Annotated in this window: 25 protein-coding genes and 2 pseudogenes; 10 read left to right on the top strand and 17 right to left on the bottom strand. The window is 54.0% G+C overall.

The annotated features are described in order from the left end of the window. Nucleotides 1-13: 13 nt before the first annotated feature. Complete coding sequence (gene mfd / locus K6R05_RS11505) at nt 14-3,457, bottom strand: transcription-repair coupling factor (protein WP_222924183.1); 3,444 nt, start codon at nt 3,455-3,457, stop codon at nt 14-16. A 227-nt stretch (nt 3,458-3,684) separates the two neighbouring features. Next, nucleotides 3,685-3,894 carry a hypothetical protein gene (locus K6R05_RS11500; RefSeq protein WP_013357479.1) on the bottom strand — a complete coding sequence of 70 codons (210 nt, stop codon included), beginning with the start codon at nt 3,892-3,894 and terminating at the stop codon, nt 3,685-3,687. 247 nt (nt 3,895-4,141) lie between these two features. Between K6R05_RS11500 and lolC the strand changes: the two genes are divergently transcribed. From lolC to cobB, 4 genes are all read left to right on the top strand, one after another. Next, on the top strand, nt 4,142-5,341 hold the full coding sequence (gene lolC / locus K6R05_RS11495) for a lipoprotein-releasing ABC transporter permease subunit LolC (RefSeq protein ID WP_161736344.1): 1,200 nt from the start codon (nt 4,142-4,144) through the stop codon (nt 5,339-5,341). Continuing rightward, nucleotides 5,334-6,038: a lipoprotein-releasing ABC transporter ATP-binding protein LolD gene (lolD, locus tag K6R05_RS11490; RefSeq protein WP_222924182.1), complete on the top strand. Its 705-nt coding sequence runs from the start codon at nt 5,334-5,336 to the stop codon at nt 6,036-6,038. Before lolC ends, lolD begins: the two co-directional genes overlap by 8 nt. Beyond that, nucleotides 6,038-7,282: a lipoprotein-releasing ABC transporter permease subunit LolE gene (gene lolE / locus K6R05_RS11485; RefSeq protein WP_161736346.1), complete on the top strand. Its 1,245-nt coding sequence runs from the start codon at nt 6,038-6,040 to the stop codon at nt 7,280-7,282. The genes lolD and lolE overlap by 1 nt, the downstream gene beginning before the upstream one ends. Before the next feature lie 146 nt (nt 7,283-7,428). Then, nucleotides 7,429-8,262 (top strand): Sir2 family NAD+-dependent deacetylase, encoded by an 834-nt coding sequence (cobB, locus tag K6R05_RS11480; RefSeq protein WP_161736347.1) that lies wholly within the window; start codon nt 7,429-7,431, stop codon nt 8,260-8,262. 32 nt (nt 8,263-8,294) lie between these two features. Here the strand turns inward: cobB and potD are convergent, their stop codons facing one another. Genes potD through potA form a run of 4 tightly spaced genes read right to left on the bottom strand, consistent with a single transcriptional unit; the run spans nt 8,295 to nt 12,079 of the window. Further along, nucleotides 8,295-9,338, bottom strand: coding sequence for a spermidine/putrescine ABC transporter substrate-binding protein PotD (gene potD, locus K6R05_RS11475; protein WP_222924181.1), 1,044 nt, complete (start codon nt 9,336-9,338; stop codon nt 8,295-8,297). Between the two features lie 11 nt (nt 9,339-9,349). Then, complete coding sequence (potC, locus tag K6R05_RS11470) at nt 9,350-10,123, bottom strand: spermidine/putrescine ABC transporter permease PotC (RefSeq protein ID WP_222924180.1); 774 nt, start codon at nt 10,121-10,123, stop codon at nt 9,350-9,352. After that, nucleotides 10,120-10,980: a spermidine/putrescine ABC transporter permease PotB gene (gene potB, locus K6R05_RS11465; RefSeq protein ID WP_161736350.1), complete on the bottom strand. Its 861-nt coding sequence runs from the start codon at nt 10,978-10,980 to the stop codon at nt 10,120-10,122. The genes potC and potB overlap by 4 nt, the downstream gene beginning before the upstream one ends. Further along, nucleotides 10,964-12,079, bottom strand: a complete 1,116-nt coding sequence (potA, locus tag K6R05_RS11460; RefSeq protein WP_222924179.1) for a spermidine/putrescine ABC transporter ATP-binding protein PotA — start codon at nt 12,077-12,079, stop codon at nt 10,964-10,966. Before potA ends, potB begins: the two co-directional genes overlap by 17 nt. A gap of 312 nt (nt 12,080-12,391) precedes the next feature. Between potA and pepT the strand changes: the two genes are divergently transcribed. Then, nucleotides 12,392-13,621, top strand: a complete 1,230-nt coding sequence (gene pepT / locus K6R05_RS11455; protein WP_161736352.1) for a peptidase T — start codon at nt 12,392-12,394, stop codon at nt 13,619-13,621. Between the two features lie 73 nt (nt 13,622-13,694). Here the strand turns inward: pepT and K6R05_RS11450 are convergent, their stop codons facing one another. The 8 genes from K6R05_RS11450 to rluE form a co-directional block, all read right to left on the bottom strand. Then, nucleotides 13,695-14,819, bottom strand: a complete 1,125-nt coding sequence (locus K6R05_RS11450; RefSeq protein ID WP_222924178.1) for a ribosomal protein uL16 3-hydroxylase — start codon at nt 14,817-14,819, stop codon at nt 13,695-13,697. A gap of 57 nt (nt 14,820-14,876) precedes the next feature. Beyond that, nucleotides 14,877-16,337, bottom strand: a complete 1,461-nt coding sequence (gene phoQ / locus K6R05_RS11445; protein ID WP_161736354.1) for a two-component system sensor histidine kinase PhoQ — start codon at nt 16,335-16,337, stop codon at nt 14,877-14,879. A 2-nt stretch (nt 16,338-16,339) separates the two neighbouring features. Continuing rightward, nucleotides 16,340-17,008: a two-component system response regulator PhoP gene (gene phoP, locus K6R05_RS11440; RefSeq protein WP_003849836.1), complete on the bottom strand. Its 669-nt coding sequence runs from the start codon at nt 17,006-17,008 to the stop codon at nt 16,340-16,342. Nucleotides 17,009-17,112: 104 nt separating this feature from the next. Then, nucleotides 17,113-18,483 (bottom strand): adenylosuccinate lyase, encoded by a 1,371-nt coding sequence (gene purB, locus K6R05_RS11435; protein ID WP_161736355.1) that lies wholly within the window; start codon nt 18,481-18,483, stop codon nt 17,113-17,115. A 44-nt stretch (nt 18,484-18,527) separates the two neighbouring features. Continuing rightward, nucleotides 18,528-19,169 carry a high frequency lysogenization protein HflD gene (gene hflD, locus K6R05_RS11430; RefSeq protein ID WP_033732295.1) on the bottom strand — a complete coding sequence of 214 codons (642 nt, stop codon included), beginning with the start codon at nt 19,167-19,169 and terminating at the stop codon, nt 18,528-18,530. A gap of 42 nt (nt 19,170-19,211) precedes the next feature. Further along, nucleotides 19,212-20,324 (bottom strand): tRNA 2-thiouridine(34) synthase MnmA, encoded by a 1,113-nt coding sequence (gene mnmA / locus K6R05_RS11425; protein WP_150038179.1) that lies wholly within the window; start codon nt 20,322-20,324, stop codon nt 19,212-19,214. A 42-nt stretch (nt 20,325-20,366) separates the two neighbouring features. Then, nucleotides 20,367-20,840, bottom strand: a complete 474-nt coding sequence (locus K6R05_RS11420) for an NUDIX domain-containing protein (RefSeq protein ID WP_222924177.1) — start codon at nt 20,838-20,840, stop codon at nt 20,367-20,369. A 44-nt stretch (nt 20,841-20,884) separates the two neighbouring features. Beyond that, nucleotides 20,885-21,547 carry a 23S rRNA pseudouridine(2457) synthase RluE gene (gene rluE, locus K6R05_RS11415; protein ID WP_222924176.1) on the bottom strand — a complete coding sequence of 221 codons (663 nt, stop codon included), beginning with the start codon at nt 21,545-21,547 and terminating at the stop codon, nt 20,885-20,887. A 104-nt stretch (nt 21,548-21,651) separates the two neighbouring features. Here rluE and icd point away from each other — a divergent pair, with 104 nt between their 5' ends. Beyond that, complete coding sequence (gene icd / locus K6R05_RS11410; protein ID WP_013357495.1) at nt 21,652-22,902, top strand: NADP-dependent isocitrate dehydrogenase; 1,251 nt, start codon at nt 21,652-21,654, stop codon at nt 22,900-22,902. A gap of 137 nt (nt 22,903-23,039) precedes the next feature. Here the strand turns inward: icd and K6R05_RS22125 are convergent, their stop codons facing one another. The 3 genes and pseudogenes from K6R05_RS22125 to K6R05_RS11395 form a co-directional block, all read right to left on the bottom strand. Then, nucleotides 23,040-23,201 (bottom strand): site-specific integrase, encoded by a 162-nt coding sequence (locus K6R05_RS22125; RefSeq protein ID WP_202605064.1) that lies wholly within the window; start codon nt 23,199-23,201, stop codon nt 23,040-23,042. A 433-nt stretch (nt 23,202-23,634) separates the two neighbouring features. Next, entirely contained in the window at nt 23,635-24,114 is a 480-nt protein-coding gene (locus tag K6R05_RS11400) for an Hcp family type VI secretion system effector (RefSeq protein WP_222924175.1), read from the bottom strand. Nucleotides 24,115-24,529: 415 nt separating this feature from the next. Next, nucleotides 24,530-25,219 (bottom strand): annotated as a pseudogene (locus tag K6R05_RS11395) (hypothetical protein). A 229-nt stretch (nt 25,220-25,448) separates the two neighbouring features. Between K6R05_RS11395 and K6R05_RS11390 the strand changes: the two are divergent. The 4 genes and pseudogenes from K6R05_RS11390 to K6R05_RS11375 all read left to right on the top strand — a co-directional run bounded on the left by K6R05_RS11390 (nt 25,449) and on the right by K6R05_RS11375 (nt 26,868). Then, the gene (locus K6R05_RS11390; protein ID WP_222924174.1) at nt 25,449-25,673 is read left to right on the top strand and encodes a hypothetical protein; all 225 of its coding nucleotides are present in this window, start codon (nt 25,449-25,451) and stop codon (nt 25,671-25,673) included. A 69-nt stretch (nt 25,674-25,742) separates the two neighbouring features. After that, nucleotides 25,743-25,940, top strand: coding sequence for a hypothetical protein (locus tag K6R05_RS11385; protein ID WP_222924173.1), 198 nt, complete (start codon nt 25,743-25,745; stop codon nt 25,938-25,940). A 217-nt stretch (nt 25,941-26,157) separates the two neighbouring features. Further along, a pseudogene (locus K6R05_RS11380) lies at nt 26,158-26,325 on the top strand (isocitrate/isopropylmalate family dehydrogenase); the annotation flags it as partial. A 345-nt stretch (nt 26,326-26,670) separates the two neighbouring features. Next, a complete protein-coding gene (locus K6R05_RS11375; RefSeq protein WP_161736980.1) occupies nt 26,671-26,868 on the top strand; it encodes a hypothetical protein in 198 nt (65 codons plus the stop codon). Nucleotides 26,869-26,988: the final 120 nt, after the last annotated feature.

Below are 26,988 nucleotides of genomic sequence, written 5' to 3'. Positions count from 1 at the left end.
CGCGGGCAGAGGGTTACGCCTGATGCTCAGCCAGTTGTGAAACGAAGCCCTGCACCCAATCCATACGAATTTTTCTTTCCGACAGTTCACGGGTAAACCGCAGGCGTGTTGGCCCATCCAGTTTCCACTGCTGTGGCTCTTTCTGCAGCAGACTAATCAGCCATGCCGGATCGACCTTGTTCTGCGGCGCAAAATCGAAATAGCCGCCTTTGTCGCTGGCTTCGATCTTACGCAGACCGACCGCGCGGGCTTTCAGACGGATAATCGCCACGTCCAGCAGGTTACGCGCAGGGTCAGGCAGCAGGCCGAAGCGGTCGATCATCTCAACCTTCAGCTCCTGCAACTCCTCTTCAGCCTCCGCGCTGGCAATGCGCTTATAAAGTGAAAGACGGGTGCTGACATCCGGGATAAAGGTCTCGGGCAGCAGCGCTGGCATGCGAAGTTCCACCTCTGTCTGGTTGCTGGTGAGATCTTCCAGTGACGGCTCGCGACCCGCTTTCAGCGCATCAACAGCATTCTCCAGCAGCTCCATATAGAGCGTGAAGCCCAGCGTCTCCATCTGTCCGCTCTGCTCATCACCCAGCAGTTCGCCCGCCCCGCGAATCTCCAGGTCGTGGGTTGCCAGCGCAAAACCGGCGCCCAGATCTTCGAGTGAGGCGATCGCTTCCAGGCGTTTATGTGCGTCCGCGGTCATCGACTTCGGATGCGGCGTCAACAGCCAGGCATACGCCTGATGATGCGAACGACCGACGCGACCACGCAGCTGATGCAGCTGCGCCAGGCCAAAGTGGTCGGCCCGTTCGATGATGATGGTGTTCGCGGTCGGAATGTCGATCCCGGTTTCGATAATGGTGGTACAGACCAGCACGTTGAAACGCTGATGATGGAAATCGTTCATCACCCGCTCCAGCTCACGCTCGCGCATCTGTCCATGACCAATCGCCACCCGCGCTTCCGGCACCAGATCGCTGAGACGCTGCGCCGCTTTATCTATATTTTCAACGTCATTGTAGAGATAGTAGACCTGTCCGCCACGCAGAACTTCGCGCAGAATCGCTTCGCGGATCACCACGTCGTCGTATTCACGGACAAAGGTTTTTACCGCTAAACGGCGGGCAGGCGGGGTAGCGATAATGGAAAGATCGCGCATGCCACTCATGGCCATATTCAGGGTGCGCGGGATCGGCGTGGCGGTCAGGGTCAGGATGTCCACATCAGCACGCATCGCCTTGATGCGCTCTTTGTGACGCACCCCAAACCGGTGCTCTTCATCGACAATTAGCAGGCCGAGATCGTGCCACTTGAGGTCACTCATCAATAGTTTGTGGGTGCCGATCAAAATGTCGATTTTACCCTCGCTGGCCTGTTCCAGCACCTGTGCCTGCTCTTTGGCGGTACGGAAGCGGGAAAGCATCTCAATGCGAACCGGCCAGTTGGCGAAGCGGTCACGGAAGTTGTCGTAGTGCTGCTGTGCCAGCAGGGTAGTCGGCACCAGTACGGCCACCTGTTTGTGGTTCTCGATGGCCAGAAACGCCGCGCGCATCGCTACTTCCGTTTTACCAAAGCCCACGTCACCGCACACCAGACGATCCATCGCCAGCGGTTCGTACATATCGCTCAGCACGGCGTTGATCGCCTGTGCCTGATCGGGTGTGGTTTCAAACGGGAAGCTTTCGCAGAACAGCTGATACTGCTCACGGTCATGCTTAAAGGCAAAACCGGTTTTGGCGGCGCGCTGGGCATAGATATCCAGCAGTTCGGCCGCCACATCGCGTACTTTCTCCGCCGCTTTCTGCCGCGCGCGCGACCAGGCATCACTGCCCAGCTTATGCAGTGGCGCATTATCGTCAGCTCCGCCCGCATAGCGGCTGATCAGGTGCAGCGATGAAACCGGCACATAGAGTTTGGCGTCATTGGCGTAGGAGAGCATCAGGTATTCCGCCTCAATGCCGCCTGCTTCCAGCGTAGTCAGGCCGATATAGCGGCCCACGCCGTGCTCCAGATGCACTACTGGCTGACCGGGATGCAACTCCGCCAGGTTACGGATCAGAATGTCGGGATTGATGGTACGACGGGTATCCTGACGGCGACGGCTGACGCGTTCGCCCAGCAGATCGCTTTCGCAAATCAGCGCCCGGTTGCCCTGGGTATCGATAAAACCGCGCTCGCTGGCCCCGATCATCAGCGTGAAACGATCGTCGACGGTTTCATCAAAACGGTGCACTGACTGAGGACGCAGTTTAATCCGGGCCAGCAGCTCCTGCAGGCTCTCGCGGCGGCCTTCACTTTCGACCGAGAAGACCACGGCGCCGCTGAAAGTCTCAATAAACTGCCGCAGATGGTCGAGCGGCGCTTTCGCCTGCGCCTGAACGGCGAGATCTGGCAGCGGGATGTAACCGAGATTGGTATTCGCGGCTTTGGCGGGCAGCACCTCGTTGGTCATCTGGATGCGCGGCCAGGCTTTCAGTTCGCCCATTAACGCGTCGGGACGCAGCCACAAGGTGACCGGTTCCAGCAGCGGACGCATCGGGTCCACGCGACGGTTCTCATAGCGCGCCTCAGCATCCTGCCAGAAGCGGCTGGCGCTGACTTCAAGGTCGCCGCAGTTCACAATCAGGGTGTTGTCAGGCAGATAGCTGAACAGGCTGGGTAACGGCTGCTCGAAGAACAGCGGCTGCCAGTATTCGATGCCCGCGGGCAGCGTGCCTTTGCTGACCTGCTGATAGACGTGCTCCGACTCGCGGCGCACATCAAAAATTTCGCGCCAGCGGCTGCGGAACAGCTCAATGGCGGCTTTGTCGCTGGGAAATTCATGTGCGGGCAGCAGATTGATTTCCGGCACCGCTTCCAGCGTACGCTGATTCTCGACGTCGAACAGGCGCAGGCTGTCGATCTCATCATCGAAAAAGTCGATGCGGTAGGGCTGATCGCTGCCCATCGGAAACAGATCGAGCAGGGCGCCGCGCGTGGCGTATTCACCGTGCTCCATCACCTGATCGACATGGCGGTAACCGGCCTGCTCAAGCTGATCGCGCAGCCGGTCGCGTGACAGTTTTTGCCCCTGCTTCATCACCAGCGCATGGCCGTGCAGGAAACTGTGCGGACAGACGCGCTGCATCAGGGTATTGACCGGCATGATCAGCAGACCGCGCTGCATCACCGGCAGCTGGTAGAGGGTCGACAGTCGCGCAGAGATAATATCCTGATGCGGCGAGAAGCTGTCATACGGCAGCGTCTCCCAGTCGGCAAGGTGCGACACCGGCAGATCGGTAAACTGGCGGATTTCATCCAGCAGACGCAGAGCGGTTTGGGTATCGGGTGTAATCATTAACACCGGACCAGCATGTCGTTCGGTAATGCTGGCACACTCAACCGCATGCGCAGCGCCGATAAGCTGGCCGAGCTGGCGATGATCGCCGGATTTAACGGGCAGGGTATAACGAGTCTGTTCGGGCATGGGATCTCGGGGTTGCTCCATTTTTCCAGGACGTAATCATTCCATATTATGTCAGGGGGATCACCTCTGCGGCACAATTTTCCTGCCGCGCCGCGCTGAACCCGGGGATCGGTCAGCCATTACCGGGCGTCGGCGGTAATACAGCGGATAGAGAGAGGATAGACGAGTCTGGAGCGGGATCAGAAAAAACCGCCGTCGCTGTGCAGCGACGGGGTTAAACGGGCATTCTATTTTATGGATTGCTGTGTGTAATACATGCGTGGGCGGTCGATATTTGCCCAGGATAACTCCTGCTCAGGATGATAGCTGAGGTTGCCGTCGTCCCACTTTACGTAGTAGCCGGCTGGTGCGCTTCCCTGCTCAAAGACGTTGATGATTTCGCCTCTGATTTCCCCGGATTGATGTTTAACGATGCTGCCTTTGGGAAATTTCAACATGGTCGCTGCCTCTATCGCTGTGCGATAAATTACCTCTTATCCTGTTACAGATTATAGTCTACGCGCCAGGGCGCTGGATAATCAGCCAATAAGCGATGGCTTTATCGTCTATTCTGCGGCTTTAGTCGTAAATGTGACGTATTCTGACGCAACTTTGCTGCCGACTCAGAGGGTTAGAGGTTTCATAAAACGAGCCGCTCCTTTATCATCCCCCTACCTATTTTCAGGCAACGGCTTACTGGATTCCATGTATCAACCTGTCGCGCTATTTATCGGTCTGCGTTACATGCGCGGACGAGCATCGGATCGCTTTGGTCGCTTTGTCTCCTGGCTCTCAACGATTGGCATCACGCTCGGCGTGCTGGCGATGGTCACTGTCTTATCGGTGATGAACGGTTTTGAGCGTGAACTTGAAGGCAATATTCTTGGCCTGATGCCTCAGGCGCTGATCACCAGCGACAAAGGCAGTCTCAATCCACAGCAGCAACCCGCCACTTCGCTGAATCTGCAGGGCGTCAGCCGTATCGCGCCGCTGACCACCGCCAGTGTGGTGCTGCAAAGCCCGCACAGCGTCTCCGTTGGTGTGATGCTGGGGATTGAGCCGGAAGAAAAAGATCCGCTGACGCCGTTCCTGGTCAACACCCAGCAGAGCGTGCTGCAGGCCGGACAGTACAATGTGATCCTCGGTGAACAGCTGGCGTCACAGCTTGGCGTTAAACGTGGCGATCAGCTGCGTCTGATGGTGCCGTCGGTCAGCCAGTTTACCCCGATGGGACGCGTACCGAGCCAGCGTCTGTTTACCGTGGCAGGCACCTATGCCGCCAATAGCGAAGTCGATGGTTATCAGATTCTGGTCAATCTTCAGGATGCGTCGCGCGTGATGCGCTATCCGGCCGGTAACATTACCGGCTGGCGACTCTGGCTGGATAAACCGCTGTCGGTCGACAGTCTGAGTCAGCAGACACTGCCTGCGGGCCTGGTCTGGAAAGACTGGCGCGAGCGCAAAGGCGATCTCTTCCAGGCAGTACGCATGGAGAAGAACATGATGGGTCTGCTGCTGAGCCTGATTATCGCCGTGGCCGCCTTTAACATCATTACATCATTAGGCCTGCTGATCATGGAGAAGCAGGGCGAAGTGGCGATTCTCCAGACCCAGGGCCTGACGCGTCGGCAAATAGTGGCGGTGTTTATGGTGCAGGGTGCCAGCGCCGGGATTATCGGCACGCTGCTCGGCACGCTGCTCGGTGTACTGCTGGCCAGCCAGCTTAATAACTTAATGCCGGTGATTGGCCTGTTCCTCGATGGCGCCGCGTTGCCGGTTGATATCAATGTGTGGCAGGTGGTCACCATCGCCCTCAGCGCGATGATTGTGGCGCTGTTGTCTACGCTCTATCCTTCGTGGCGCGCTGCCGCCGTTCAACCTGCTGAGGCTTTACGTTATGAGTAACACTCCTTTGTTGCAGTGCCGCGACCTGTGCAAACGCTATCAGGAAGGCAGCGTGCAGACCGATGTGCTGCGCAATGTGGCTTTCAGCCTCCAGCCCGGTGAACTGACGGCGATTGTCGGCAGCTCCGGTTCCGGTAAAAGTACGCTGCTGCATCTGCTGGGCGGTCTGGATGCGCCGACGTCGGGCGATGTGGTGTTTGATGGTCAGTCGCTGAACGCCATGTCCTCGTCGGCCAAAGCAGAGCTGCGTAACCGCGAGCTGGGCTTTATTTATCAGTTCCACCATCTTCTGCCGGACTTCAGTGCGCTGGAGAACGTGGCGATGCCGCTGCTGATTGGCAAAATCGCGAAAGCGGAAGCGCAGGATCGCGCCCGCGAGATGCTGGCTGCAGTCGGGCTGGACCATCGTGCCGCGCACCGGCCGTCTGAACTGTCCGGCGGCGAGCGTCAGCGCGTAGCGATCGCCCGTGCGCTGGTCAACCGTCCACGGCTGGTAATGGCAGATGAACCCACCGGCAACCTGGATGCGCGTAACGCCGACGCTATTTTTGAGTTGCTGGGCGAGCTGAACGTCCGTCAGGGCACCGCCTTTCTGGTGGTGACGCACGATCTGATGCTGGCAAAACGCATGACGCGTCAGATGGAGATGCGTGATGGTCACTTAAGCGATCAGCTCACTCTGGCAGGAGCGCTGTAATGGGTTCATCGTTATCCCTGTTGCTGGGCCTGCGCTTCAGCCGTGGACGCCGTCGTGGCGGGATGGTTTCGCTGATTTCGGTGATCTCCACCATCGGGATTGCGCTGGGCGTGGCGGTGCTGATTATCGGCCTCAGCGCCATGAACGGTTTTGAGCGTGAGCTGAATAACCGCATTCTGGCGGTGGTGCCGCACGGTGAAATCGAGGCAGTTAATCAGCCGTTCCAGCACTGGCAGTCGATGATTGCCCCGATTGAAAAAGTGCCCGGCATTGCGGCGGCAGCCCCCTATGTCAACTTCACCGGTCTGATTGAGAGCGGTGCCCGGCTGGAAGCGCTGCAGGTGAAGGGCGTCGATCCGGCCCAGGAACCGCGCCTCAGCGCGCTGCCACAGTTTGTCGCCGATAACGCCTGGTCCTCTTTTGCCGCCGGTAAGCAACAGATCATTCTGGGCGGCGGCATTGCTAAATCGCTGAAGGTGAAGCAGGGCGACTGGATCACCATCATGATCCCGAACAACGATGGTGATAACAAATTGCTGCAGCCAAAACGCATCCGGCTGCAGGTCAGCGGTATCCTGCAACTCAGCGGCATGCTCGATCACAGTCTGGCACTGGTGCCGCTGGCCGATGCGCAGCACTATCTGGAGATGGGTGACAGCGTGTCCGGTATTGCGCTGAAGATGACAGACCCGTTCCAGGCCGTGAAACTGGTGCGCGATGCCGGTGAAGCGACCCGCTCCTATGTCTACATCAAGAGCTGGATTGGCACCTACGGCTATATGTACCGCGACATTCAGATGATCCGCGCCATCATGTATCTGGCGATGGTGCTGGTGATCGGCGTCGCCTGCTTTAACATCGTTTCCACGCTGGTGATGGCGGTGAAGGATAAGAGCAGTGACATTGCGGTACTCCGTACCCTCGGCGCGAAAGACCGGCTGATCCGCGCCATCTTTATCTGGTACGGTTTGCTGGCCGGTCTGCTGGGCAGCGTCAGCGGCGTGGTGGCTGGCGTGCTGGTGGCACTGAATCTGACCTCACTGGTGCGTGGGCTGGAATCGATTACCGGTCATCATCTGCTGGCAGGAGATATCTACTTTATTGATTTCCTGCCCTCGGAACTGCACTGGATTGACGTGTTCTCAGTACTGATTACCGCCATTCTGCTGAGCCTGCTGGCGAGCTGGTATCCCGCCAGACGCGCCAGCCGCATTGACCCGGCTCGGGTATTAAGCGGTCAGTGATAAAAATGCGGCGCGAGTGATTTCGCGCCGCATCTGTTTAAGACCTTTGCTGTTGGGTCATGCCCTCAGCAACCGTTACTATCGGGTGATGTTAACCCGGAATCTGTTTAGAGCGGCTCGCCGCAGCTGCTACGCCAGGAGATTTTATGCGTACACCACGTCGCCGCATACGACTTGCCCGCCTGAAGAAAACCCGGAGAAAAGTGCATCAGCGCTTTCGCCAGCGCATATTTGAGCGCGATCGTCAGGCCGAACTGGCCGCCCACCCTCAGCCGCATGTTGTGGTGCTGACCGGCGCAGGCATCTCAGCGGAGTCCGGCATCCGGACCTTCCGCGCGGCTGACGGCCTGTGGGAAGAGCACCACGTTGAAGACGTTGCTACGCCCGAAGGCTTTCAGCGCGATTCCGCGCTGGTGCAGCGTTTCTACAATGCGCGCCGCCAGCAGCTACAGGAAGCCGACATCCAGCCTAATGCTGCCCATCTGGCGCTGGCTGAGCTGGAGCAGGTGTTGGGCGATAACTTCCTGCTGGTCACGCAAAACATCGACAATTTGCATGAGCGTGCCGGTAACAGCCGGGTGCTGCATATGCACGGTGAACTGCTAAAAGTGCGCTGCGTCACCAGCGGTCAGGTGATTGAGTGGACCGGCGATATCACGCCGGACGATCGCTGCACCTGCTGCCAGTTCCCCTCTGTGCTGCGGCCGCACGTGGTCTGGTTTGGCGAGATGCCGCTGGGTATGGAGCAGATTTATCAGGCGCTGGAACAGGCCGATTACTTTATCGCTATCGGTACTTCAGGCCATGTTTATCCGGCCGCAGGCTTTGTGCATGAGGCCAAACTGCAGGGTGCGCACACCGTTGAGCTGAACCTGGAGCCGAGCCAGGTGGGTAACGAGTTTGCCGAACGGCATTACGGCCTGGCGAGCGAAGTGGTGCCGGAATTTGTTCATACCCTGCTGCGCGGACTGTATAAGTAGGCGGGCGGCTGATAGCCGCCTCTTTAACTCTTCTAACGGCCCGCTTTAAGCTGCTGGAACAGAGTTTCGTACTGAAGGCTGGCGTCGCCAACATCATCCTGCCATTCACCGTGCTTAATCACGTCAGCAGGTGGATAGAGTGACGGATCGTTCGCCACGGCGGGTGGCAGCAACGCCTTCGCTGCGAGGTTCGGTGTAGGATAGCCGATGGTTTCCGCCACTTTCGCCGCGACGTCAGGACGCAGCAGGAAGTTGATCAGCTTCAGCGCGCCTGCCTTGTTCTTCGCGTTAGCCGGGATCGCCAGGTTATCCATCCAGAAAATGCCGCCCTCTTCAGGCCAGACGATCGCTAACGGCGTGCCCGCCTGACGTGCGACATACGCCGAACCATTCCATAGCATGCCCAGATTCACTTCGCCTTCCATATAGGGATTACCCGGATTATCAGAGTTGAAGGCCAGCACATTGGGCATCAGCTTTTTCAGCTCAGAATAAGCGGCTTTGATCTGCTCAGGATCGCGGGTATTGCCGGAGTATCCCAGCTTGCGCAGCGCCATATGAAACACTTCGCGCGCGTCGTCGGTCAGCAGCAGGCTTTGCTTATATTCCGGCTTCCACAGATCGGCCCAGCGGGTCACGCTTTTCACGTCGATCTCATCGGTGTTGACACCGATTGCCGTCGCGCCCCAGATATAGGGAATCGAGTAGTTATTGTCAGGATCGAAGGGTTTATTCAGCAGGTCGGGATCGAGGTTGCTGAAGTTGCTGAGCTGGTTTTTGTCGATTTTCTGCAGCATCCCTTCGTTTCGCATTTTTGCCACGAAGTAAGTTGACGGCACGACCAGATCGTAAGCGCCATCTTTCCAGGTTTTCAGTTTGGCGTACATGCTCTCATTGGATTCATAGGTCGAATAGATCACTTTAATGCCGGTCTCTTTCGTGAACTGCTCCAGCAGCCCCGGCGGCACATATTCGGTCCAGTTGTAGAAATAGAGGGTATTACTGTTGTCTGCCTGCGCCACGTTCATACCCAGCAACAGTGCACCTGCCGCCAGCCAGTGAGATCTCTTTTTCATCTTCAATCCTCTTATTTATTTCTGTCACGCAGCAGCCACTGACTGGCCGCGACCAGCAGCAATGACAGCAGCATTAAAATGGTGGCCAGCGCATTCACTTCCGGTGAGACGCCTACTTTTACCATCGAGTAGATCTTCAGCGGTAAAATCTCAAACGTCGGACCGGTGACAAAGGAAGAGACCACCACATCATCCATTGACAGGGTAAAGCTCAGTAACCATCCAGCGGCGACGGCTGGCATCGCCAGCGGCAGAATGATTTTGCGCAGGATGATGGTTTCGCTGGCACCCAGATCTTTGGCTGCCTCCAGCATGCGCACATCAAAGCCCTTCAGACGTGAGTAGACAGTAATCACCACAAACGGCAGGCAAAATGTAATGTGGGAAAAGAGCAGTGACCAGAAGCCCAGCGAAATGCCCAGCAGCATAAACAGCACCAGCAGGGAGATAGCCATCACAATGTCCGGCGACATCATCACCACGAATAGCATGCCACTGACAAAGGGCTTGCCCCGAAAACGGTAGCGAAAGAGTGCGACAGCGGTGAGTGCGCCGATCAGTGTGGCACAGCTGGCTGAGAGCACGCCCATGATCAGCGAGTGCTGCGCCGCCTGAATCAGACTGTCATTGTTCAGCAGCAGGCTGTACCAATGGGTCGTGAAACCCTGCCAGTTAATGCCAAAGCGGGAGGCGTTAAATGAATTCACGATCAGAATAACAATCGGTATGTAGAACCAGGCGTAAATAATCGCCATAAAACTGCCGCGTAACAGGCGTGCCATCATCCTAAATCCACCTGGTTATTCAGCAGTCGCGCCGCGCGCCAGTAAATCAGCAACAGCAATCCCATCAACAGCGTCATCACAATGCTGGTGGCCGCGCCAAACGGCCAGTCGCGGATGTTGAGGAACTGACTTTTGATGACGTTGCCGATCAGCAGATTCTTTGCGCCGCCCATCAGGTCGGCGACGTAGAACAGCCCCATCGCCGGGATCAACACCAGCAGACAGCCCGCAATGATGCCCGGCATGGTCAGCGGCAGAATAATACGGAAAAAGGTCTGCAGCTTACCGGCACCCAGGTCGCGCGCCGCTTCCAGCAGCGGTTTATCAAGCTTCTCCAGACTGGAGTAGAGCGGCAGCACCATAAACGGCAGCAGAATGTAGATCAGCCCGAGGATCACCGCTTCCGGGGTATACATGATGCGAAACGGTTTATCGATCAGCCCCAGCGACAGCAGGAAATCATTCAGCCAGCCCCGGGTGCTGAGGAAAATTTTCAGGCCGTAGATACGGATCAGCGAATTGGTCCAGAAAGGTACAATCAACAGAAACAGCATCAGCGGACGCAGGCGCGGCGTGAGTTTTGTCAGACACCATGCAAAGGGATAGCCGAGCAGCAGACAGCCGATCGTGGCAATCAGCGCCATGTTCAGCGAGTGCAGCAGCACCTGCGCATAGAGCGGGTCGAGCAGCCGGGTGTAATTCCTGAAGGTCAACATCGCGCTGACGACGTGCGCATCATCGCGCGTCAGAAAACTGGTAACAAAAATCATCAGATTGGGCACAAAAACGAACAGCGCCAGCCAGCCGACGATCAGTACGATGACCCCCTTCTGAAAACCATTACGCATCAGCTTCATAGGGCAGTACCACCTCCCATCCCGGCACCCAGCTCACGGCCATCTTCTGATTAAGCGAGTGATCAACGTCCGGGTCATCCTCATTAAAGAACTCGCTGACCGTAACCAGCTTACCGTTCTCCAGCTCTACCGCAGACTCCAGCGTCATACCTTTATAGTTACGTTCGCGCACATAGCCAATCAGGCCATCTGATGCGCTGTCATCATGGATCTCCTGCACCCGCAGATCTTCCGGACGCAGCAGCACATGAAGCCGGTCACCCACGCTAACCGGGAAAGTACAGTGGATCTCGCACTCGCGTCCCTCTACCCGGGCCCGCACGTCTGGCGCGCTGTCGCTGGCGAGCACTTCAGCGTCAAAGACATTAATTTCGCCGATAAAGCGGGCAACAAACAGGTTTTCGGGCTCTTCGTAGATTTCGCGTGGTGTACCATCCTGCACTACCTTGCCGTCGCGCATGACCACGATGCGATCGGACATGGTCAGCGCCTCTTCCTGATCGTGGGTGACAAAGACAAAGGTAATGCCGAGCTTACGCTGCAGGGCTTTCAGCTCGTTCTGCATCTGACGGCGCAGCTTGTAGTCCAGCGCCGAGAGGGATTCGTCCAGCAGCAGCACTTCAGGGCGATTGACTACCGCGCGGGCAATGGCCACACGCTGTTGCTGGCCACCGGAAAGCTGATGCGGACGGCGATCGGCAAAGTGCTCCAGCTGCACCATTGCCAGCGCATCCTTTACCCGGCTCTCAATTTCTGCCGACGGGGTTTTCTGCATCCGCAGGCCAAAAGCAACGTTTTCAGATACGGTCATATGCGGAAACAGCGCGTAGCTCTGAAACACGGTATTGACGTGACGGTGTTCGGCCGGCGTATCAGTAATGTCCTGGTCATCGAGCGAGATACGGCCGCGATCAGCCGCTTCCAGCCCGGCAATCAGGCGCAGAATGGTGGTTTTGCCACAGCCCGACGGGCCGAGCAGGGTGATGAACTCACCGTGATGGATGGTCAGGTTAAAATCATCAATGATGGTCTTTCCATCAAAAGCTTTACTGATGCCAGAAAGCGTAACCAGCGCCTGCTGTGCGCGTGTTTGCGTCATTTTAGTCTCAGTCTGTCTAAGGTCGAACAGTTACAGCATAGCCGCTCAGTGCAGCCAGCCAGCAAAGAGGGGCGGATGATACCTGAAAAATAAGGCATTGCCATGTTTTGCCCGCCTGGCCGCGGCAATTCGCCCGGCTGTTAACAACATTGCGAGGTTTGCCGCAACAATCACGTAATCAGGCGTTTTTTTCGGGCTTATTACTTTCCCAAAGGTCACCGACAGCGCTAACCTGTCTGCGAATGATTTTACGCAACGTTGTGACCGGCGGGTCTGTGAATAATACCGGACGGCACTTTTAAAGGATGGGATATGGAACAGTTACTTGAGCGCTTTTTAAGTTATGTGGCAGTTGAGACACAGGCTAAGCCGCAGGCGCGCCAGGTGCCCAGCAGTGAAGGACAGTGGACGCTGGCGCGTCAGCTGCAGGAGGAGCTGCTGGCCCTGGGTTTTGTTGATGTCACCCTGAGCGATCACTGTTGCGTCATGGGCACGCTGCCCGCCAATGTTGACTGGCCGACGCCAGTTATCGGTTTCATCTCCCACATGGATACCTCGCCTGATTTCACAGCGAAACATGTGAACCCGCAGATCATCGAAGATTATCGCGGTGGCGACATTGCGCTGGGTAATGGCAACGAGGTCCTGTCACCGGTCATGTTCCCGGTGCTGCACAAGCTGATTGGACATACGCTGATTACCACCGATGGCAAAACCCTGCTGGGCGCGGATGATAAAGCGGGTATCGCCGAGATCATGACGGCGATGGCGCAGCTGGCTAACAGCGATACGCCCCACGGCGCGATCCGCGTCGCCTTTACCCCTGATGAAGAGATCGGTCGCGGCACCTCACATTTTGATGTGGAGGCGTTCGCCGCCGACTGGGCCTACACCATTGATGGCAGCGATCTGGGTGAGTTTGAGTATGAGAACTTCAATGCCGCCTCGGCTACGGTCAAAATCGTCGGTAACAACGTACATCCAGGCTCCGCGAAAGGCGTGATGGTCAATGCACTGGAGCTGGCTAACCAGTTTCATGCGGCCGTACCGGCCGGCGAAAAACCGCAGTACACCGACGGCTATGAGGGCTTCTACCATCTGCATCAGATCAAAGGCAGCGTCGAGCACGCCGAGATGCTCTACATCATTCGTGACTTTGAAACAGAGAGTTTTGAACAGCGTAAACAGACGCTGCTGCAGATCGCTGCGGAGATCAACAAAACCCTGCACCCTGACTGCTCGGTCACTGTTGAGATCACCAATAGCTATCGCAACATGCGTGAAAAGGTCGAGCCGTTCCCGCATATCATTGATCTGGCTTTGCAGGCGATGCGTGACTGCGGCATTGAACCCGTGGTGAAACCGATTCGCGGCGGCACCGATGGGTCATCGCTGTCGTGGAAAGGATTACCTTGCCCGAACATCTTTACCGGAGGCTATAACTATCACGGCAAGCATGAGTTTGCGTCGCTGAATATCATGGCGAAGTCAGTGGAAGTGATTGTGCGTCTGTCAGAACTGGCCGCGCAGAAGAAGGATTAAATTAAAAAAGGCTCTCCTGCCATGACGGCAGGAGAGCCTGATTCAGCCGCAGCGCACTGTTACGCGCTGCGGGTTATTCCTCGCCGAAGTACAAGTAACCGGCATTCACCAGACCGGCGATCTGCGCCAGTACGGCCGGATCATCCAGCGCATCACCCAGATCCTCCAGTGTGATGCGATAGTGATTCGCCAGAACTGCCATCACATCCGGGCGCGAACACTCAACCCGCTCACCATTGATATAAACAGCCTCACCAATCGTCAGGACACGCAGGCCACCCAACCGGCTCAGCGCATCGCCCTGTTGCAGCGCATCATAAATTTCATCAGGCTGATAAGGCGGTTCCGGCGGCGCGACGTCGAGTTCGTGGCGTGACTGCGAAATGAATTCGCCGAACCACTGCTCAAACTGCGCTGGCTGATTAACTACATCCAGCATCAGCTGGCGCACGCCTTCAATCTCCTGCGGCAGGATCTGCGACGGGCAATCACGTGCAGGCACATCCGGATCGCTGAAGCGCAGGCTGCCCAGCTCATTGGCCAGGGCATAGTCCGCAAAGCCGCTGATTAACTCGCGACCGCTGGGGGCGCGGAAACCCACAGAGTAGTTCAGTGCGTTTTCCAGCGAGTAGCCTTCGTGCGGGAATCCCGGCGGAATGTAGAGAATATCGCCCGGCTCCAGCTCTTCATCGATGATGGCATCGAACGGTTCAACCTGCAGCAGATCCGGGTGCGGGCAGTGCTGCTTCAGCGCCACTTTTTCACCGACGCGCCAGCGACGGCGGCCAGTACCCTGAATAATAAAGACATCATACTGATCAAAATGGGGGCCGACGCCTCCGCCAGGCACGGCAAACGATACCATCAGGTCATCAACACGCCAGTCAGGCAGAAAGCGGAAAGGGCGCATCAGCGCGGCTGAGGGTTCATGCCAGTGATTGACCGCCTGGACCAGCAGTGACCAGTTGTTCTCTCCCAGATGATCATAGCTCTCAAACGGGCCGTGGCTGACCTGCCATTTGCCGTCCTGATGGCTGACCAGGCGGCTGTCCACCTCGTTTTCCATTGCCAGTCCGGCGAGTTCATCCGGTGAAAGGGGATCGACAAAGTTTTTAAAACCACGCTTCAGCACGACCGGGCGTTTCTGCCAGTAGCGCTGAATAAAATCGGGCCAGTTAATATCGAGCTGATAGTCCATACAAGGGTTCCGCTTAGGGCTGTAAATGCCAGCAAGTATAACAGTCCTGAGGGTTTTCTACTCGCGGTGATGTTCGACTTCCTGGCGCTGAAAAACTACTTCCATACGTGTTCCGCCAAGCGCACTGCTAGTGGCGATGACATTTCCATCATACTGTTCCAGTATATCGCGTACCACTGCCAGACCTAAGCCCTGGCCTGGCCGCAGCGTATCGGCACGCTGACCCCGGACAAACACTAAATCGCGCTTGCTCTCGGGAATGCCCGGGCCATCGTCGTCAATATAGAGATGCAGTGCATTTTCGCTTTGAAAAGCGCTGACTTCGATAAACTCCAGACAGTACTTGCAGGCATTATCCAGTACGTTGCCCAGCACTTCCATAAAGTCATTCTGGTCGCCAATGAAGGACAGCTCCGGAGAGATATCCAGCGTAATCGCCACGCCTTTGCGCTGATAGACTTTATTCAGTGCTGAACAGAGCTTGTCGAGCAGACCGGAAACGGAATGGATATCGCGCTGCAGCGGATTGTGATCGGCCTGCATACTGGCGCGGTGCAGGTAATATCCCACCTGCTGTGAAATACGACTAATCTGCTCCAGCATGACCGGCTCCGCCTGTTCTACTGTCAGCTCTTTGCCGTTGCGCAGCGATCGCAGGGTGCTCTGCAACACGGCCAGCGGCGTTTTCAGGCTATGGGTCAGATCAGAAAGGGTGGTGCGATAACGTGTATAGCGCTGCCGCTCATTGGTCAGCAGCAGATTGAGGTTGCGCACCAGACTGCGCAACTCCTGCGGTGGATTATCCGCCAGATTTTCGCGCTGACTGGTTTCCAGTTCGCGCACCTGCTGTGTCAGCGTACCAATTGGCCGCAGACTCCAGTGCGCCGCCAGCCACAGCAGCGGAATAATGAGAATCAGGTTAGCCGCCAGCACATAGCTGAACCACGACCAGACCACATCAGAGTGCTGCAACTCCTGCGGAATAGAGTCGACCACCACAATGGTGAGCGCGGGCAGATTCGTCGTGGCATCGTAACGGTTAACCGCAACCGAATGGGTAAAGGTATCGTTGCTGTCAGTGTCCCAGTCATTAAGCCGTTGCTTAGCATTGAGATTATTGCCCATCGCGACCATGCTGGTGCGGTTGCTGGTATCGATCTCGTAGAAATCAGGCTTCAGCAGCCATTCGCGGCGGATCTTTTTGCGAATATCCGGCACGTCGCGTTGCTGCCACAGCAGCTTACCATGCTCATCGTAGATGAAGACCAGGGTAGGAAAATTCAGCGTCATTCGTTCCGGCTGCGCGATGGTGAGCTTGTTGTCATGCCATTGCGCCAGCGTAAAGAACAGATTGCTCTCGCCGCGCATCACCCGGTAGGTATTTTTATCGAAACTCACCACATAGCCAATCACCGCGACCATGCCGTAAGAGAGTGAGAGGAACAGAACTATCGCTGCGGAGGCCAGCAGAAAGCGGGCGCGCAGCGAAATAGGGCGGTAACGATTAAACCAGGACATGGTCAGAGATCAAAGCGGTAACCCTGGCCACGCACGGTGGCAATGACATCAGTGGGGTGCAACGCCAGAATTTTTTTGCGCAGACGACCCATCAGGACGTCGATAGTGTGGCTTTCGCGCAGTTCAGCGTCAGGATAGAGCTGCAGCATCAGTGAGTCTTTGCTCACCACTTTGCCGGCGTTACGGATTAGCGTCTCGACAATGGTGTACTCAAAGGCGGTGAGTTTTACTGGCTCTTCATTCACCGTCAGCTCACGGCGTGAGAGATCCACCTGAAACGGGGCCATATCGATGATTTGCGACGCATGACCGCTGTTGCGGCGCATCAGCGCCTGCAGGCGTGCCGCGACTTCTTCAATGTGAAATGGCTTGGTCACGTAGTCATCCGCACCGGCTTCCAGCGCTTCGACTTTCGCCTGCCAGCCCTCACGGGCAGTCAGGACCAGAATTGGCTGACGCACGGCATCACTGCGCCAGCGACGAATCAGCGACATGCCATCTTCATCCGGCAGGCCGAGATCCACCAGCGCGATATCGGGCAGATGTTCGCGAAGAAAATAGTCAGCTTCTTTGGCGTCTTCGGCGGCATCGACCTGATGGCCCATGTCACGTAACTGGACGGCGAGATGATGGCGCAGCAGGGCATTGTCTTCAACAACCAGAACACGCATAGAAATTCCTTACACTCTGTTTGAGTCAACCTGCAGAAAGTATACGCGAAATGTATTAAACAAGATGTTAACGCAGACCGGACTGAGCCGGTCTGCGGCGGGCATTATTTCAGATCGTCAACCATCTGGATAGCGCGACCAATATAGTTTGCAGGCGTCATCTGCTTCAGACGCACTTTTTCCTCTTCCGGCAGCGCCAGGCTGTCGATAAAGGCCTGCATACCGGCAGCGTCCACGCGTTTGCCGCGCGTCAGCTCTTTCAGCTTCTCATAGGGCTTCTCAATGCCGTAACGACGCATCACCGTCTGGATCGGCTCTGCCAGCACTTCCCAGTTGTGATCCAGCTCGTCCAGCAGGCGGTCACGGTTCACTTCCAGCTTAGAGATGCCTTTCAGCGTCGCCTGATAGGCGATCAGCGCATAGCCCACGCCCACCCCGAGGTTACGCAGCACGGTGGAGTCGGTCAGGTCACGCTGCCAGCGTGAGACCGGCAACTTGCTGGCCAGATGCTGCATGACAGCATTCGCCAGACCCAGATTGCCTTCGGAGTTTTCGAAGTCGATCGGGTTCACCTTGTGCGGCATGGTTGAGGAGCCAATTTCACCCGCAATAGTTTTCTGTTTGAAATGGTTCAGCGCCACATAACCCCAGATATCACGATCGAAATCGATCAGGATGGTGTTAAAGCGGGCGATACAGTCGAACATCTCAGCGATATAGTCGTGCGGCTCAATCTGCGTGGTGTACGGGTTCCAGGTGATCCCCAGTGAGGTCACGAAGTTCTCGCTCAGCGCGTGCCAGTCCACTTCGGGATAGGCAGCAATGTGAGCATTGTAGTTACCGACCGCGCCATTGATTTTACCCAACACTTCAATCTGCTTCAGCTGACGTAACTGACGCTCCAGACGATAGGCGACGTTGGCCATCTCTTTACCCATGGTCGACGGCGTCGCCGGCTGACCGTGGGTGCGGGAGAGCAGCGGAATGTCACGGTATTCGCTGGCAAGACCTTTCACGGCGGTAATCAGCTGGTCCCAGTAAGGCAAAATCACGTCACGGCGGGCCGTTTCCAGCATCAGGGCATGCGACAGGTTATTGATATCTTCAGAGGTGCAGGCAAAGTGAATAAATTCAGAGACGGCATGCAGGGCAGGGATATCAGCCACTTTCTCTTTCAGGAAATACTCAACCGCTTTTACATCGTGGTTGGTGGTGCGCTCAATTGTTTTGATGCGGGCGGCATCGTCTTCTGAAAAACCGGCGACAATTGCATCAAGGAAAGCGTTTGCGTCGGCATCAAATGCAGGAACTTCCTTGATCTCTGCGGTCGCGGCCAGTTTTTGTAACCAGCGAACTTCAACCTCAACGCGGAATTTCAGCAGACCGAACTCGCTGAAAATCGCACGCAGCGGGCTGACTTTATCGCCGTAACGACCATCGACAGGTGAGACGGCGGTCAGAGAGGATAATTCCATCAGTGCAACTCCTGAATCATTTAGCAGTGTTTTGCCGCACCGACTTAGTAAGTCAGTGGCAGCCGGGATAAGAGGGTTTTCGCTTCACGCAGCAAACGCTGACGCGAGAACATCAGTTGCAGTCGGCCACCGCCGACCTGCTGCCACAACACGGCAGCGCGGATACCGGCTAACAGGGTGGCGCGCACTTTGCTCTGCACCTGCGTATTCTGCAGCACCGCAGGCGAACCGGTAACCTGAATACGCGGGCCAAGCGGGCTGATCACATCCACATAGATGCCAGCCATCGCGCTGAGGATGGTGTCTGACTCCAGTTCATAATGTGCCAGCTGGCGATCCAGCTGCGTGATGCGCTGTGCCAGCGTCGCCATGGCGGATTTACTGGCGCTGAGCTTGCGCTCCAGCACCATCATGCTGAGCGTGTAACGTGTCAGTTCTGCGCCGGCACCCTGGCGACTGCTGCTGTTCAGCACCGCCATCAGGGTTTCAAGTCCGAGGCGCAGGTTGGCTTCATTATTGCCGAACACCGCCAGCGTGGAGCCAGGATTAAGATCCAGCACGCTGCGCAGCGACACGGTCAGCGCCTCGGGCTGGCAGTGACCCTGCTGAGCCAGCTGCTGCACGAGATGGGCGGACTGACAGATGCCCGCCAGCGCCAGCGTGATTTCCTGATAATTTTTCGCCACGGTTACTCCTGTTTACGCGTCATCAACGCGGGCTGAGCCCGCTTACTCCGCCACTAACGGCAGACGCTGTTCGATAATACCGCCACCGAGGCAGACGTCGCCAAGATAAAACACCGCAGACTGACCTGGCGTGACTGCAGCAACCGGCTCGTCGAAACGCACCGCAATCCGGTCGTCGCCCTGTGGAATAATCTCACAGGGAATGTCGGTCTGACGATAGCGGGTTTTCACAGTGCAGCGCAGCGGAGCGGTGATTGGCTGACGATCAACCCAGTGCAACTGCTGCGCAATCAGGCCAACGGACATCAGACGCGGATGATCGCCGCCCTGGGCAACAATCAGACGGTTACGCGCCACATCTTTGTCGACCACATACCAGGGATCATCTTTGCTCTCTTTCAGGCCACCGATACCGAGACCTTTACGCTGTCCAAGCGTATGGTACATCAGCCCCTGATGTTCACCGACGATCTGACCTTCCGTAGTTTCTATTTCGCCAGGCTGAGCCGGGAGATAGCGCGCCAGGAAGTCGCGGAATTTGCGCTCGCCGATAAAGCAGATGCCGGTCGAGTCTTTTTTCTTCGCGGTGATCAGGTCCAGCTGTTCCGCGATGCGGCGCACTTCCGGTTTTTCCAGCTCGCCGACCGGAAACAGACTTTGGGCAATCTGCTCGTGGCTCAGAGTATAGAGGAAGTAGCTCTGGTCTTTGTTACCGTCCAGTCCGCGTAACAGCTGGCTCTGACCATCGACGTCCTTGCGGCGCACGTAGTGACCTGTGGCGATAAAATCTGCGCCCAGGTCTTCCGCCGCGAACTCCAGGAACGCTTTGAATTTGATCTCTTTGTTGCAGAGGATATCGGGGTTAGGCGTGCGGCCCGCTTTGTACTCTTCGAGGAAATGCTCAAAGACGTTATCCCAATACTCTGCGGCAAAGTTAACTTTATGCAGCTTCATACCGAGCTTGTCGCACACCGCTTGCGCATCCGCCAGATCGTCCGCGGCGGTACAATACTCCTCGCCATCGTCCTCCTCCCAGTTCTTCATGAACAGGCCTTCAACCTGGTAGCCCTGCTGCTGCAGTAACCAGGCGGAAACGGAAGAATCGACGCCGCCGGACATACCGACGATCACTTTTTTCTGGCTGTTGTCAGACATGACACGCTCGCATTACGATAAAAAAACAGGCGGCGCATTCTATCATGCAGAAGGCAGACGCGCACCCTCGTGAAACGGCCACTGGAACGTGCTGACCAGATGTAACGGGTAGCGCGCGCCCTGTTGCCACAGGCGTACGCTTTCAGCGACCAGTGGCGAACGCAGGTTAGACGCAGTGAGAATCTGCGCTGGCGGCAGCCACCAGCAGCAATCGATGTCGCTGTCCTGCGGCTGAGTTGGCGCTTTTTCCGCCAGATCGACGCCAAACAGAAAACGCACAAAAGGCGTACTGTCGGGCGCGATCCACTGGTTTATCCCGATGAAATAGTGCATCGATGCCGCAATACCCGTCTCTTCATAGAGTTCACGTTCGGCGGCTTCCAGCAGGGTTTCATCCGCTTCGAGATGTCCGGCAGGCTGGTTCCAGGTAGGACGACCGTTGATCGTCTCTTCCACTACCAGCAGTTCACCCTCTGCCTGAACCAGACAGGCGACAGTAACATGAGGTTTAAACATTACTTCTCCGCAATTGTTAACCTGAGGTTATAAAAAATAGATTTTCAGGCAGGGCTCTCGCTGATTTCACGCCACGTACCCGGCGCCAGATCGTCGAGCGAATAGTTTCCCATGGCGTACCGAATTAACCGTAAGGTGGGAAAGCCGATATGGGCTGTCATCCGGCGCACCTGACGATTACGGCCTTCATACAGGGTGACTTTCAGCCACTGCGTCGGGATATTTTTGCGCTCGCGGATTGGCGGCTGACGCGGCCAGAGCCACGCCGGCTCAGCCACTTTTTCCACACCAGCGGGCAACGTCATGCCATCTTTCAGATTAACCCCTCCCCGGAGAGGCTGAAGATCCGCCTCCTGTGGCTCGCCTTCCACCTGCACATAATAGACCTTACCCGTGCGTTTGCCGGGCTGCGTCAGCGCGGCCTGCAGGGCACCGTCGTTGGTCAGTACCATCAGGCCTTCGCTATCACGGTCAAGGCGACCTGCGGCATAAACGTCTGCGACGCTGACAAAATCTTTCAGGGTGCGGCGGCCCGCTTCATCGGTGAATTGCGGCAAAACGTCGAACGGTTTGTTAAACAGAATGACACGTCGTGGAGCAGCAGGGCGGGCAGGCGCACGTCGCACATCACGCGTCGGGCGGCTGAATCGTTTATCCTGGTGAATTCGTTGAGTTGTTTTTCGCATGGGCTTTGCAGTCAGAAACATTCGGCGCATTATAACGTGAAATTGCGGTGATTGGCGTGACGGAAATATTCAAGTAGTATTGACGCGCATCTTACAAATCATTAACAAACGCCCAGGAGAGGTTAATGGAAAGCAAAGTAGTAGTTCCGGCGGAAGGTCAGAAAATCACCCTGAATCAGGGCAAGCTTACAGTGCCAAACAATCCGGTCATTCCTTACATTGAGGGTGACGGTATCGGTGTTGATGTTTCCCCGGTGATGCTGAAAGTCGTCGACGCGGCGGTGAAGAAGGCCTACAACGGCGAGCGTAAAATCTCCTGGATGGAGATTTACACGGGTGAGAAGTCAGTTGAACTCTACGGTCAGGATGTCTGGCTGCCACAGGAAACGCTCGACTTAATCAAAGAATATCGCGTGGCCATTAAAGGCCCACTGACCACCCCGGTCGGCGGCGGTATTCGTTCACTGAACGTAGCACTGCGTCAGGAGCTTGACCTCTACGTCTGCCTGCGTCCGGTACGTTACTACAAAGGCACGCCAAGCCCGGTTAAACGCCCTGAAGAGACCGACATGGTGATCTTCCGTGAAAACTCCGAAGATATCTATGCGGGTATTGAGTGGAAAGCGGGCTCTGCCGAAGCGGACAAAGTGATCAAGTTCCTGCGCGAAGAGATGGGCGTGAAGAAAATTCGCTTCCCTGAGCAGTGCGGTATCGGCGTTAAGCCGTGTTCAGAAGCGGGTACCAAACGTCTGGTCCGCGCGGCAGTGGAATACACCATCACCAACGATCGTGATTCACTGACCCTGGTTCACAAAGGCAACATCATGAAGTTCACCGAAGGCTCTTTCAAAGACTGGGGATACCAGTTAGTGAAAGACGAGTTCGGCGGCGAACTGATCGACGGCGGCCCGTGGATGAAGTTCAAAAACCCGAACACCGGCAAAGAGATCATCGTGAAAGATGTGATTGCTGATGCGTTCCTGCAACAAATCCTGCTGCGTCCGGCAGAATATGACGTTATCGCCTGTATGAACCTGAACGGTGATTACATCTCTGACGCCCTGGCGGCGCAGGTTGGCGGTATCGGTATCGCACCAGGCGCTAACATCGGTGACGAGTGCGCGCTGTTTGAAGCAACCCACGGTACAGCACCTAAGTATGCCGGTCAGGATAAAGTGAACCCAGGTTCAGTGATCCTGTCTGCAGAAATGATGCTGCGTCATCTGGAGTGGTTCGAAGCGGCTGACCTGATTGTTAAAGGTGTTGAAGGTGCTATCGCTAACAAGACTGTGACTTACGATTTCGAACGCCTGATGGATGGCGCTAAGCTGCTGAAATGTTCAGAGTTTGGTGACGCGATCATCGAAAATATGTAATCTGCATTACATAACATACAGCCAACACGAATGTAAAAATCGTGTTGGCTTTTTTTTGACTTTTTCCTGCAAAACGCCAGCAAAATCCTTCTGCTAAACTGAACGTAAATCGTACTGTTTTATACCGCCACCACCAGTCAATCTTTGCCCCTGTCATCGTCGTATTTATCGGTCTGCGTCTGGTTTTTTATGACCAGGTAGTGCTGTATGTCCATGCCCTGTTCACGATATAACCGCTCAGCCAGTGAGCGCTGCTCGTAGAATGTTGGTGGGGTGTCATTCTCTGTCAGGCTTGTCATTTTACGTGCTTTGATTAAGCCGGTAGTGATGGAGCTGATAGTTAGCGCTTCGCAACGTTCTGCCTGTGATGTTGTGTGATGATGGTGAATCACAAGTACGAAAGCTCTGATACTGAGGTTGAGGGTTAACCAAAAAAATAGTTGCTATGAATTAGCTAATAAACCTTTTTTACAGGGCCTTATGTCAGTCGACTTGTTTAACCGATCAATTCTGGAGAATTGATCGGTTAAACAAGTCGGAGCCAAATTAAAGATGAGTATATTTTGAACATGGTTAGAGAGAGCCTGATATATGAATAGGAAAACAACGTGAAGTTAATATTATTTGGGTGTGTGATAGGGTGGATAATAATATTTTTAATAATGAGATTTTATAGAGTTTTCTTAATTTTATCTGCCAACACCAGCCCGGCTATTGCCGGGCTTTTTTTGTTCAATATGTGGCTCGTTGATTCCATGTGTCGCGGTAAATTACATTACCCTCCGTATACTTCCATGTAATCGCCTCATAATGTAATTCGAGCGTTTCGAGATGAGTACTACTCATACCGTTAGGGGCCAGATACGGCGCAACCGTTGTAAATTTTACGTTTTCCAGAATGATATTGAAATATTCTGCTTCGATGCCAGATTCCAGAATACGATACATTCGGATTATCGCTTTCTTCATGGTCCGGCCTTCGCAGACAGCGCGGTATAGGAGTGGCGTTGTTTGATCAAACTCTTTAACTATTGTAATGGGGCTGTGTACACGCGTACCTGTTAATTTTCCCCAGCTGGGATCTACAGGGATAGTTACGCCGTGTGAGAATGATTTTAATTCAATTGAGCCTAACCTTAATGGCATCTGGCAACTACCAACAATTGGTGATCCGTTTTCATATTCAAGCCATAAATGAGCTGGTGTAGACATGTTATTTCCTTATAAAATCTTATGTTATTGCTTTCGTTTGAGCTTTAAGACTTCATATATTGATAAACTAACCATCAAAAATACAAAGAATAGAGGGATTAGCTATATAGGACTATCCGGGAAAAACATACCCTGAATCAGAGCGAACAATATGGTTAATGCTGTCGGTCCGTAATCCGAGATTAAAGATCTGGAAATTCGGCTTAAAAAAATTTTAATTATAATTACCATTTCACATATCGACTAAATATATATATAACTGCTATGGCGAAAACCGGCACAAGCCAAAGCGGGGCGGCAGGAAAATAATTTATCTGAATCATTGCATAGGTTATTATTAATGCCTGTGGAGCGTATAACCCTACTAGAGATGTGAAAACTCGCCTCAGTAATCGTTTAATAATATTCAAAAGCATTATCCTATCATCCTGGTGATAATGTTTGCTATATTTTTATCCGATAGGGGTTGCTGGAAAGCACCAGCGCGTTTAAATAATGGCTCTATTAAGAAATACATCATTTCAAGTTCTTGTGTATAAAGAGCATTGTGATAAGTAGGGGACTGAATACTTAATCGATGAGCACTGTCAGCAGCGTTTTGTACGACGCCGTAAAGACCTGATAGCAATATAATACCACCTGTAAATCGCCCTGTAAGTGCGGCCATGTCTAGATTAAAATACAATCCGAGAGAAACGGCGGCTGCCGTCGCCAACACAAATCCGTGATTAGTCAGGGAGCTAGCGGCGATATGAATATTCACCCCCATCAACAAACGTTTGATCTATTCTAACTGTTCAGATGTTTTATGGCGAAATACCTCATTAAAGTAGATTGTGAGCATTTCATAAACAATGTCTTCATGTCGCAAAATATGGTAAATACCTTTTACGAATCGAGCATCCTCAGTCTTTTGTTGCTGGCAAACATCGTTATAGGCATCGGTAAAGCAGGAAGTGTAATAGAGCGCGCGTCTGGCACCTGCACCTATAGTATCAATCTGGTTTGAGACTGCTTCTTTGACGCCTAAAAGAGCGTTGTCGAGATTTTTAGCTAAAATGTCATTTCCTTGTAAAAATCCTATTACCTGGTTGCTGTATTGCATTAGCCATTTCCTATGATCAATCCATGATTAGTGTTTTCAAATTATTAAAAAAATCTTTATATGTAAATACGTTAATCGTTTCAGTGGTGCGTTTGATCAATATAATTTGGAAGAGGTGCTACAATTTTGTGATCAGTTTAACACAACGTTTAAATGGTTTTCTTTGAACAGGAGTCGGAATATAGAAAATGGATTTGAAGAAGCTATTTATAAGGCAGCATAGCCTGACATGACTATGGGCGAGGCTGTCTGGCAGCTGGTGGCCAGAGGTGAAACGGTGACGCAGGAGGCAATCGCCAGCGTGGTTGTGGCGCTATCAGAGCGCCGCGATAATCTGGCTGCCAGCATTGCACTGTCAGTCCTGCGGCAAGAATGGAAAACTCATCCACCGGCCTGTAAATTCAATAAATTTAATTGTTATTCAACTTTATTGCTTTGTGGCTTCTTTGCTTAAAAAACGCACTGTCAGATAAGGTCGAATCTGCTTCTTCGTATTGTGGCATCGCTTACGGGAGGAGGTGTTATGGAAGATAAATATACAAAAGATGCAATCCACATCTGTCGGTTGATATTTGGTCAAGCGGTGCTGGAATTGCTCAGCGATGATCAGCTGTTAACCAAGGTTGCCCTGGAAGATAAAGTGAAGAAAATGCTTCCCGACTGCAAGCCCGAACTGGTTTACGATGTGGCTATTATGTTGCTCAAGCATAACATTCACTAAAATGTGAGGCTGGTTAAAAATCCCGGCAGCGTCAACTGCCGGGCTGACCACAAATAACCCGCTCAGTGGCGGGCTAGATTATCAGTGGATTTTTCTGCAAAACCCTAATAAATTCAAAAATCTATATAGCTTAATCCCTCACATAAAAAACAGTTTGAACTACCCCAGTTAAGTTTTTTATCGCACTAAATCAATAGATTAACCTCCTGATATTAGGGTAATGCTGCGTCACCTGGAGTGGTTCAAAGCGGCTGACCTGATTGTTAAAGGTGTTGAAGACGCTATCGCTAACAAGACCGTGACTTACGATTTCGGACGCCTGATGGATGGCGATAAACTGCTGAAATGTTCCGAGTTTGGTGACGCGATCATCGAAAATATGTAACGTCTGCTTAAGCCCACATTGCGTTAAACACGATGTGGGCTTTTTTTTGTATCCGCTTTTCACACTTTTCCATTCTCTCCTTCTTCGCCTCTTCAGCCATGACGTGGTCAGCATTGATGCTCTGCTGACTCAGTAAATAAGGGGCGATTAGCGTCCCCTTCAACGTATGACTGAATTACTTTTCATTATCAACATCCTGAAAAATTCTTACCTGCGACTGAATATTTTAATATTTCTGCAAAATGCATTATCTGATGCCACTACAAAAGAAACCGTGAACGCAAAACTGGCATCTGTTTGTGACTGAATATCGTTACTGTAATAGCTCACTCATAAGGAGGATTTATGGACGCTAATTATACAAAAGACGCGATTTATATCTGTCGCCTGATGTTTGGGCAGGCTGTGCTGGAATTATTAGCAGATAATCAGCCAGTAACTAACCGCGCACTGGAAGCAAAGATAAAGGTAATGTTACCTGATGCGCAGCCTGCAATGATTTATAATGTTGCTCTTGATCTGTTGAACGACACTCTTTGTTAATAACCCCTGCTTCAGGTCAGTGCCCGGCATTAACGGTTACGCGCCAGGCTCTCCGCGCGTTTCACAGGATTCATTTTTGTAATCTGTGCCGCAAAATAAACAGTTCAGCATGATCCCGCT

This window comes from Pantoea alfalfae, from assembly GCF_019880205.1.
GTDB classification, from domain to species: Bacteria; Pseudomonadota; Gammaproteobacteria; order Enterobacterales; family Enterobacteriaceae; genus Pantoea; species Pantoea alfalfae.
The sequence above is the reverse complement of the archived record's forward strand: the minus strand, read 5'-3'. Positions and strand labels throughout refer to the sequence as shown.

Bases quoted from the DNA above. Each gene is read 5' to 3' on its own strand.
- mfd (WP_222924183.1), bottom strand. From the start codon at position 3,457: ATGCCCGAACAGACTCGTTATACCCTGCCCGTTAAATCCGGCGATCAT.
- K6R05_RS11500 (WP_013357479.1), bottom strand. From the start codon at position 3,894: ATGTTGAAATTTCCCAAAGGCAGCATCGTTAAACATCAATCCGGGGAA.
- lolC (WP_161736344.1), top strand. From the start codon at position 4,142: ATGTATCAACCTGTCGCGCTATTTATCGGTCTGCGTTACATGCGCGGA.
- lolD (WP_222924182.1), top strand. From the start codon at position 5,334: ATGAGTAACACTCCTTTGTTGCAGTGCCGCGACCTGTGCAAACGCTAT.
- lolE (WP_161736346.1), top strand. From the start codon at position 6,038: ATGGGTTCATCGTTATCCCTGTTGCTGGGCCTGCGCTTCAGCCGTGGA.
- cobB (WP_161736347.1), top strand. From the start codon at position 7,429: ATGCGTACACCACGTCGCCGCATACGACTTGCCCGCCTGAAGAAAACC.
- potD (WP_222924181.1), bottom strand. From the start codon at position 9,338: ATGAAAAAGAGATCTCACTGGCTGGCGGCAGGTGCACTGTTGCTGGGT.
- potC (WP_222924180.1), bottom strand. From the start codon at position 10,123: ATGATGGCACGCCTGTTACGCGGCAGTTTTATGGCGATTATTTACGCC.
- potB (WP_161736350.1), bottom strand. From the start codon at position 10,980: ATGAAGCTGATGCGTAATGGTTTTCAGAAGGGGGTCATCGTACTGATC.
- potA (WP_222924179.1), bottom strand. From the start codon at position 12,079: ATGACGCAAACACGCGCACAGCAGGCGCTGGTTACGCTTTCTGGCATC.
- pepT (WP_161736352.1), top strand. From the start codon at position 12,392: ATGGAACAGTTACTTGAGCGCTTTTTAAGTTATGTGGCAGTTGAGACA.
- K6R05_RS11450 (WP_222924178.1), bottom strand. From the start codon at position 14,819: ATGGACTATCAGCTCGATATTAACTGGCCCGATTTTATTCAGCGCTAC.
- phoQ (WP_161736354.1), bottom strand. From the start codon at position 16,337: ATGTCCTGGTTTAATCGTTACCGCCCTATTTCGCTGCGCGCCCGCTTT.
- phoP (WP_003849836.1), bottom strand. From the start codon at position 17,008: ATGCGTGTTCTGGTTGTTGAAGACAATGCCCTGCTGCGCCATCATCTC.
- purB (WP_161736355.1), bottom strand. From the start codon at position 18,483: ATGGAATTATCCTCTCTGACCGCCGTCTCACCTGTCGATGGTCGTTAC.
- mnmA (WP_150038179.1), bottom strand. From the start codon at position 20,324: ATGTCTGACAACAGCCAGAAAAAAGTGATCGTCGGTATGTCCGGCGGC.
- K6R05_RS11420 (WP_222924177.1), bottom strand. From the start codon at position 20,840: ATGTTTAAACCTCATGTTACTGTCGCCTGTCTGGTTCAGGCAGAGGGT.
- rluE (WP_222924176.1), bottom strand. From the start codon at position 21,547: ATGTTTCTGACTGCAAAGCCCATGCGAAAAACAACTCAACGAATTCAC.
- icd (WP_013357495.1), top strand. From the start codon at position 21,652: ATGGAAAGCAAAGTAGTAGTTCCGGCGGAAGGTCAGAAAATCACCCTG.
- K6R05_RS22125 (WP_202605064.1), bottom strand. From the start codon at position 23,201: ATGACAAGCCTGACAGAGAATGACACCCCACCAACATTCTACGAGCAG.
- K6R05_RS11400 (WP_222924175.1), bottom strand. From the start codon at position 24,114: ATGTCTACACCAGCTCATTTATGGCTTGAATATGAAAACGGATCACCA.
- K6R05_RS11390 (WP_222924174.1), top strand. From the start codon at position 25,449: ATGACTATGGGCGAGGCTGTCTGGCAGCTGGTGGCCAGAGGTGAAACG.
- K6R05_RS11385 (WP_222924173.1), top strand. From the start codon at position 25,743: ATGGAAGATAAATATACAAAAGATGCAATCCACATCTGTCGGTTGATA.
- K6R05_RS11375 (WP_161736980.1), top strand. From the start codon at position 26,671: ATGGACGCTAATTATACAAAAGACGCGATTTATATCTGTCGCCTGATG.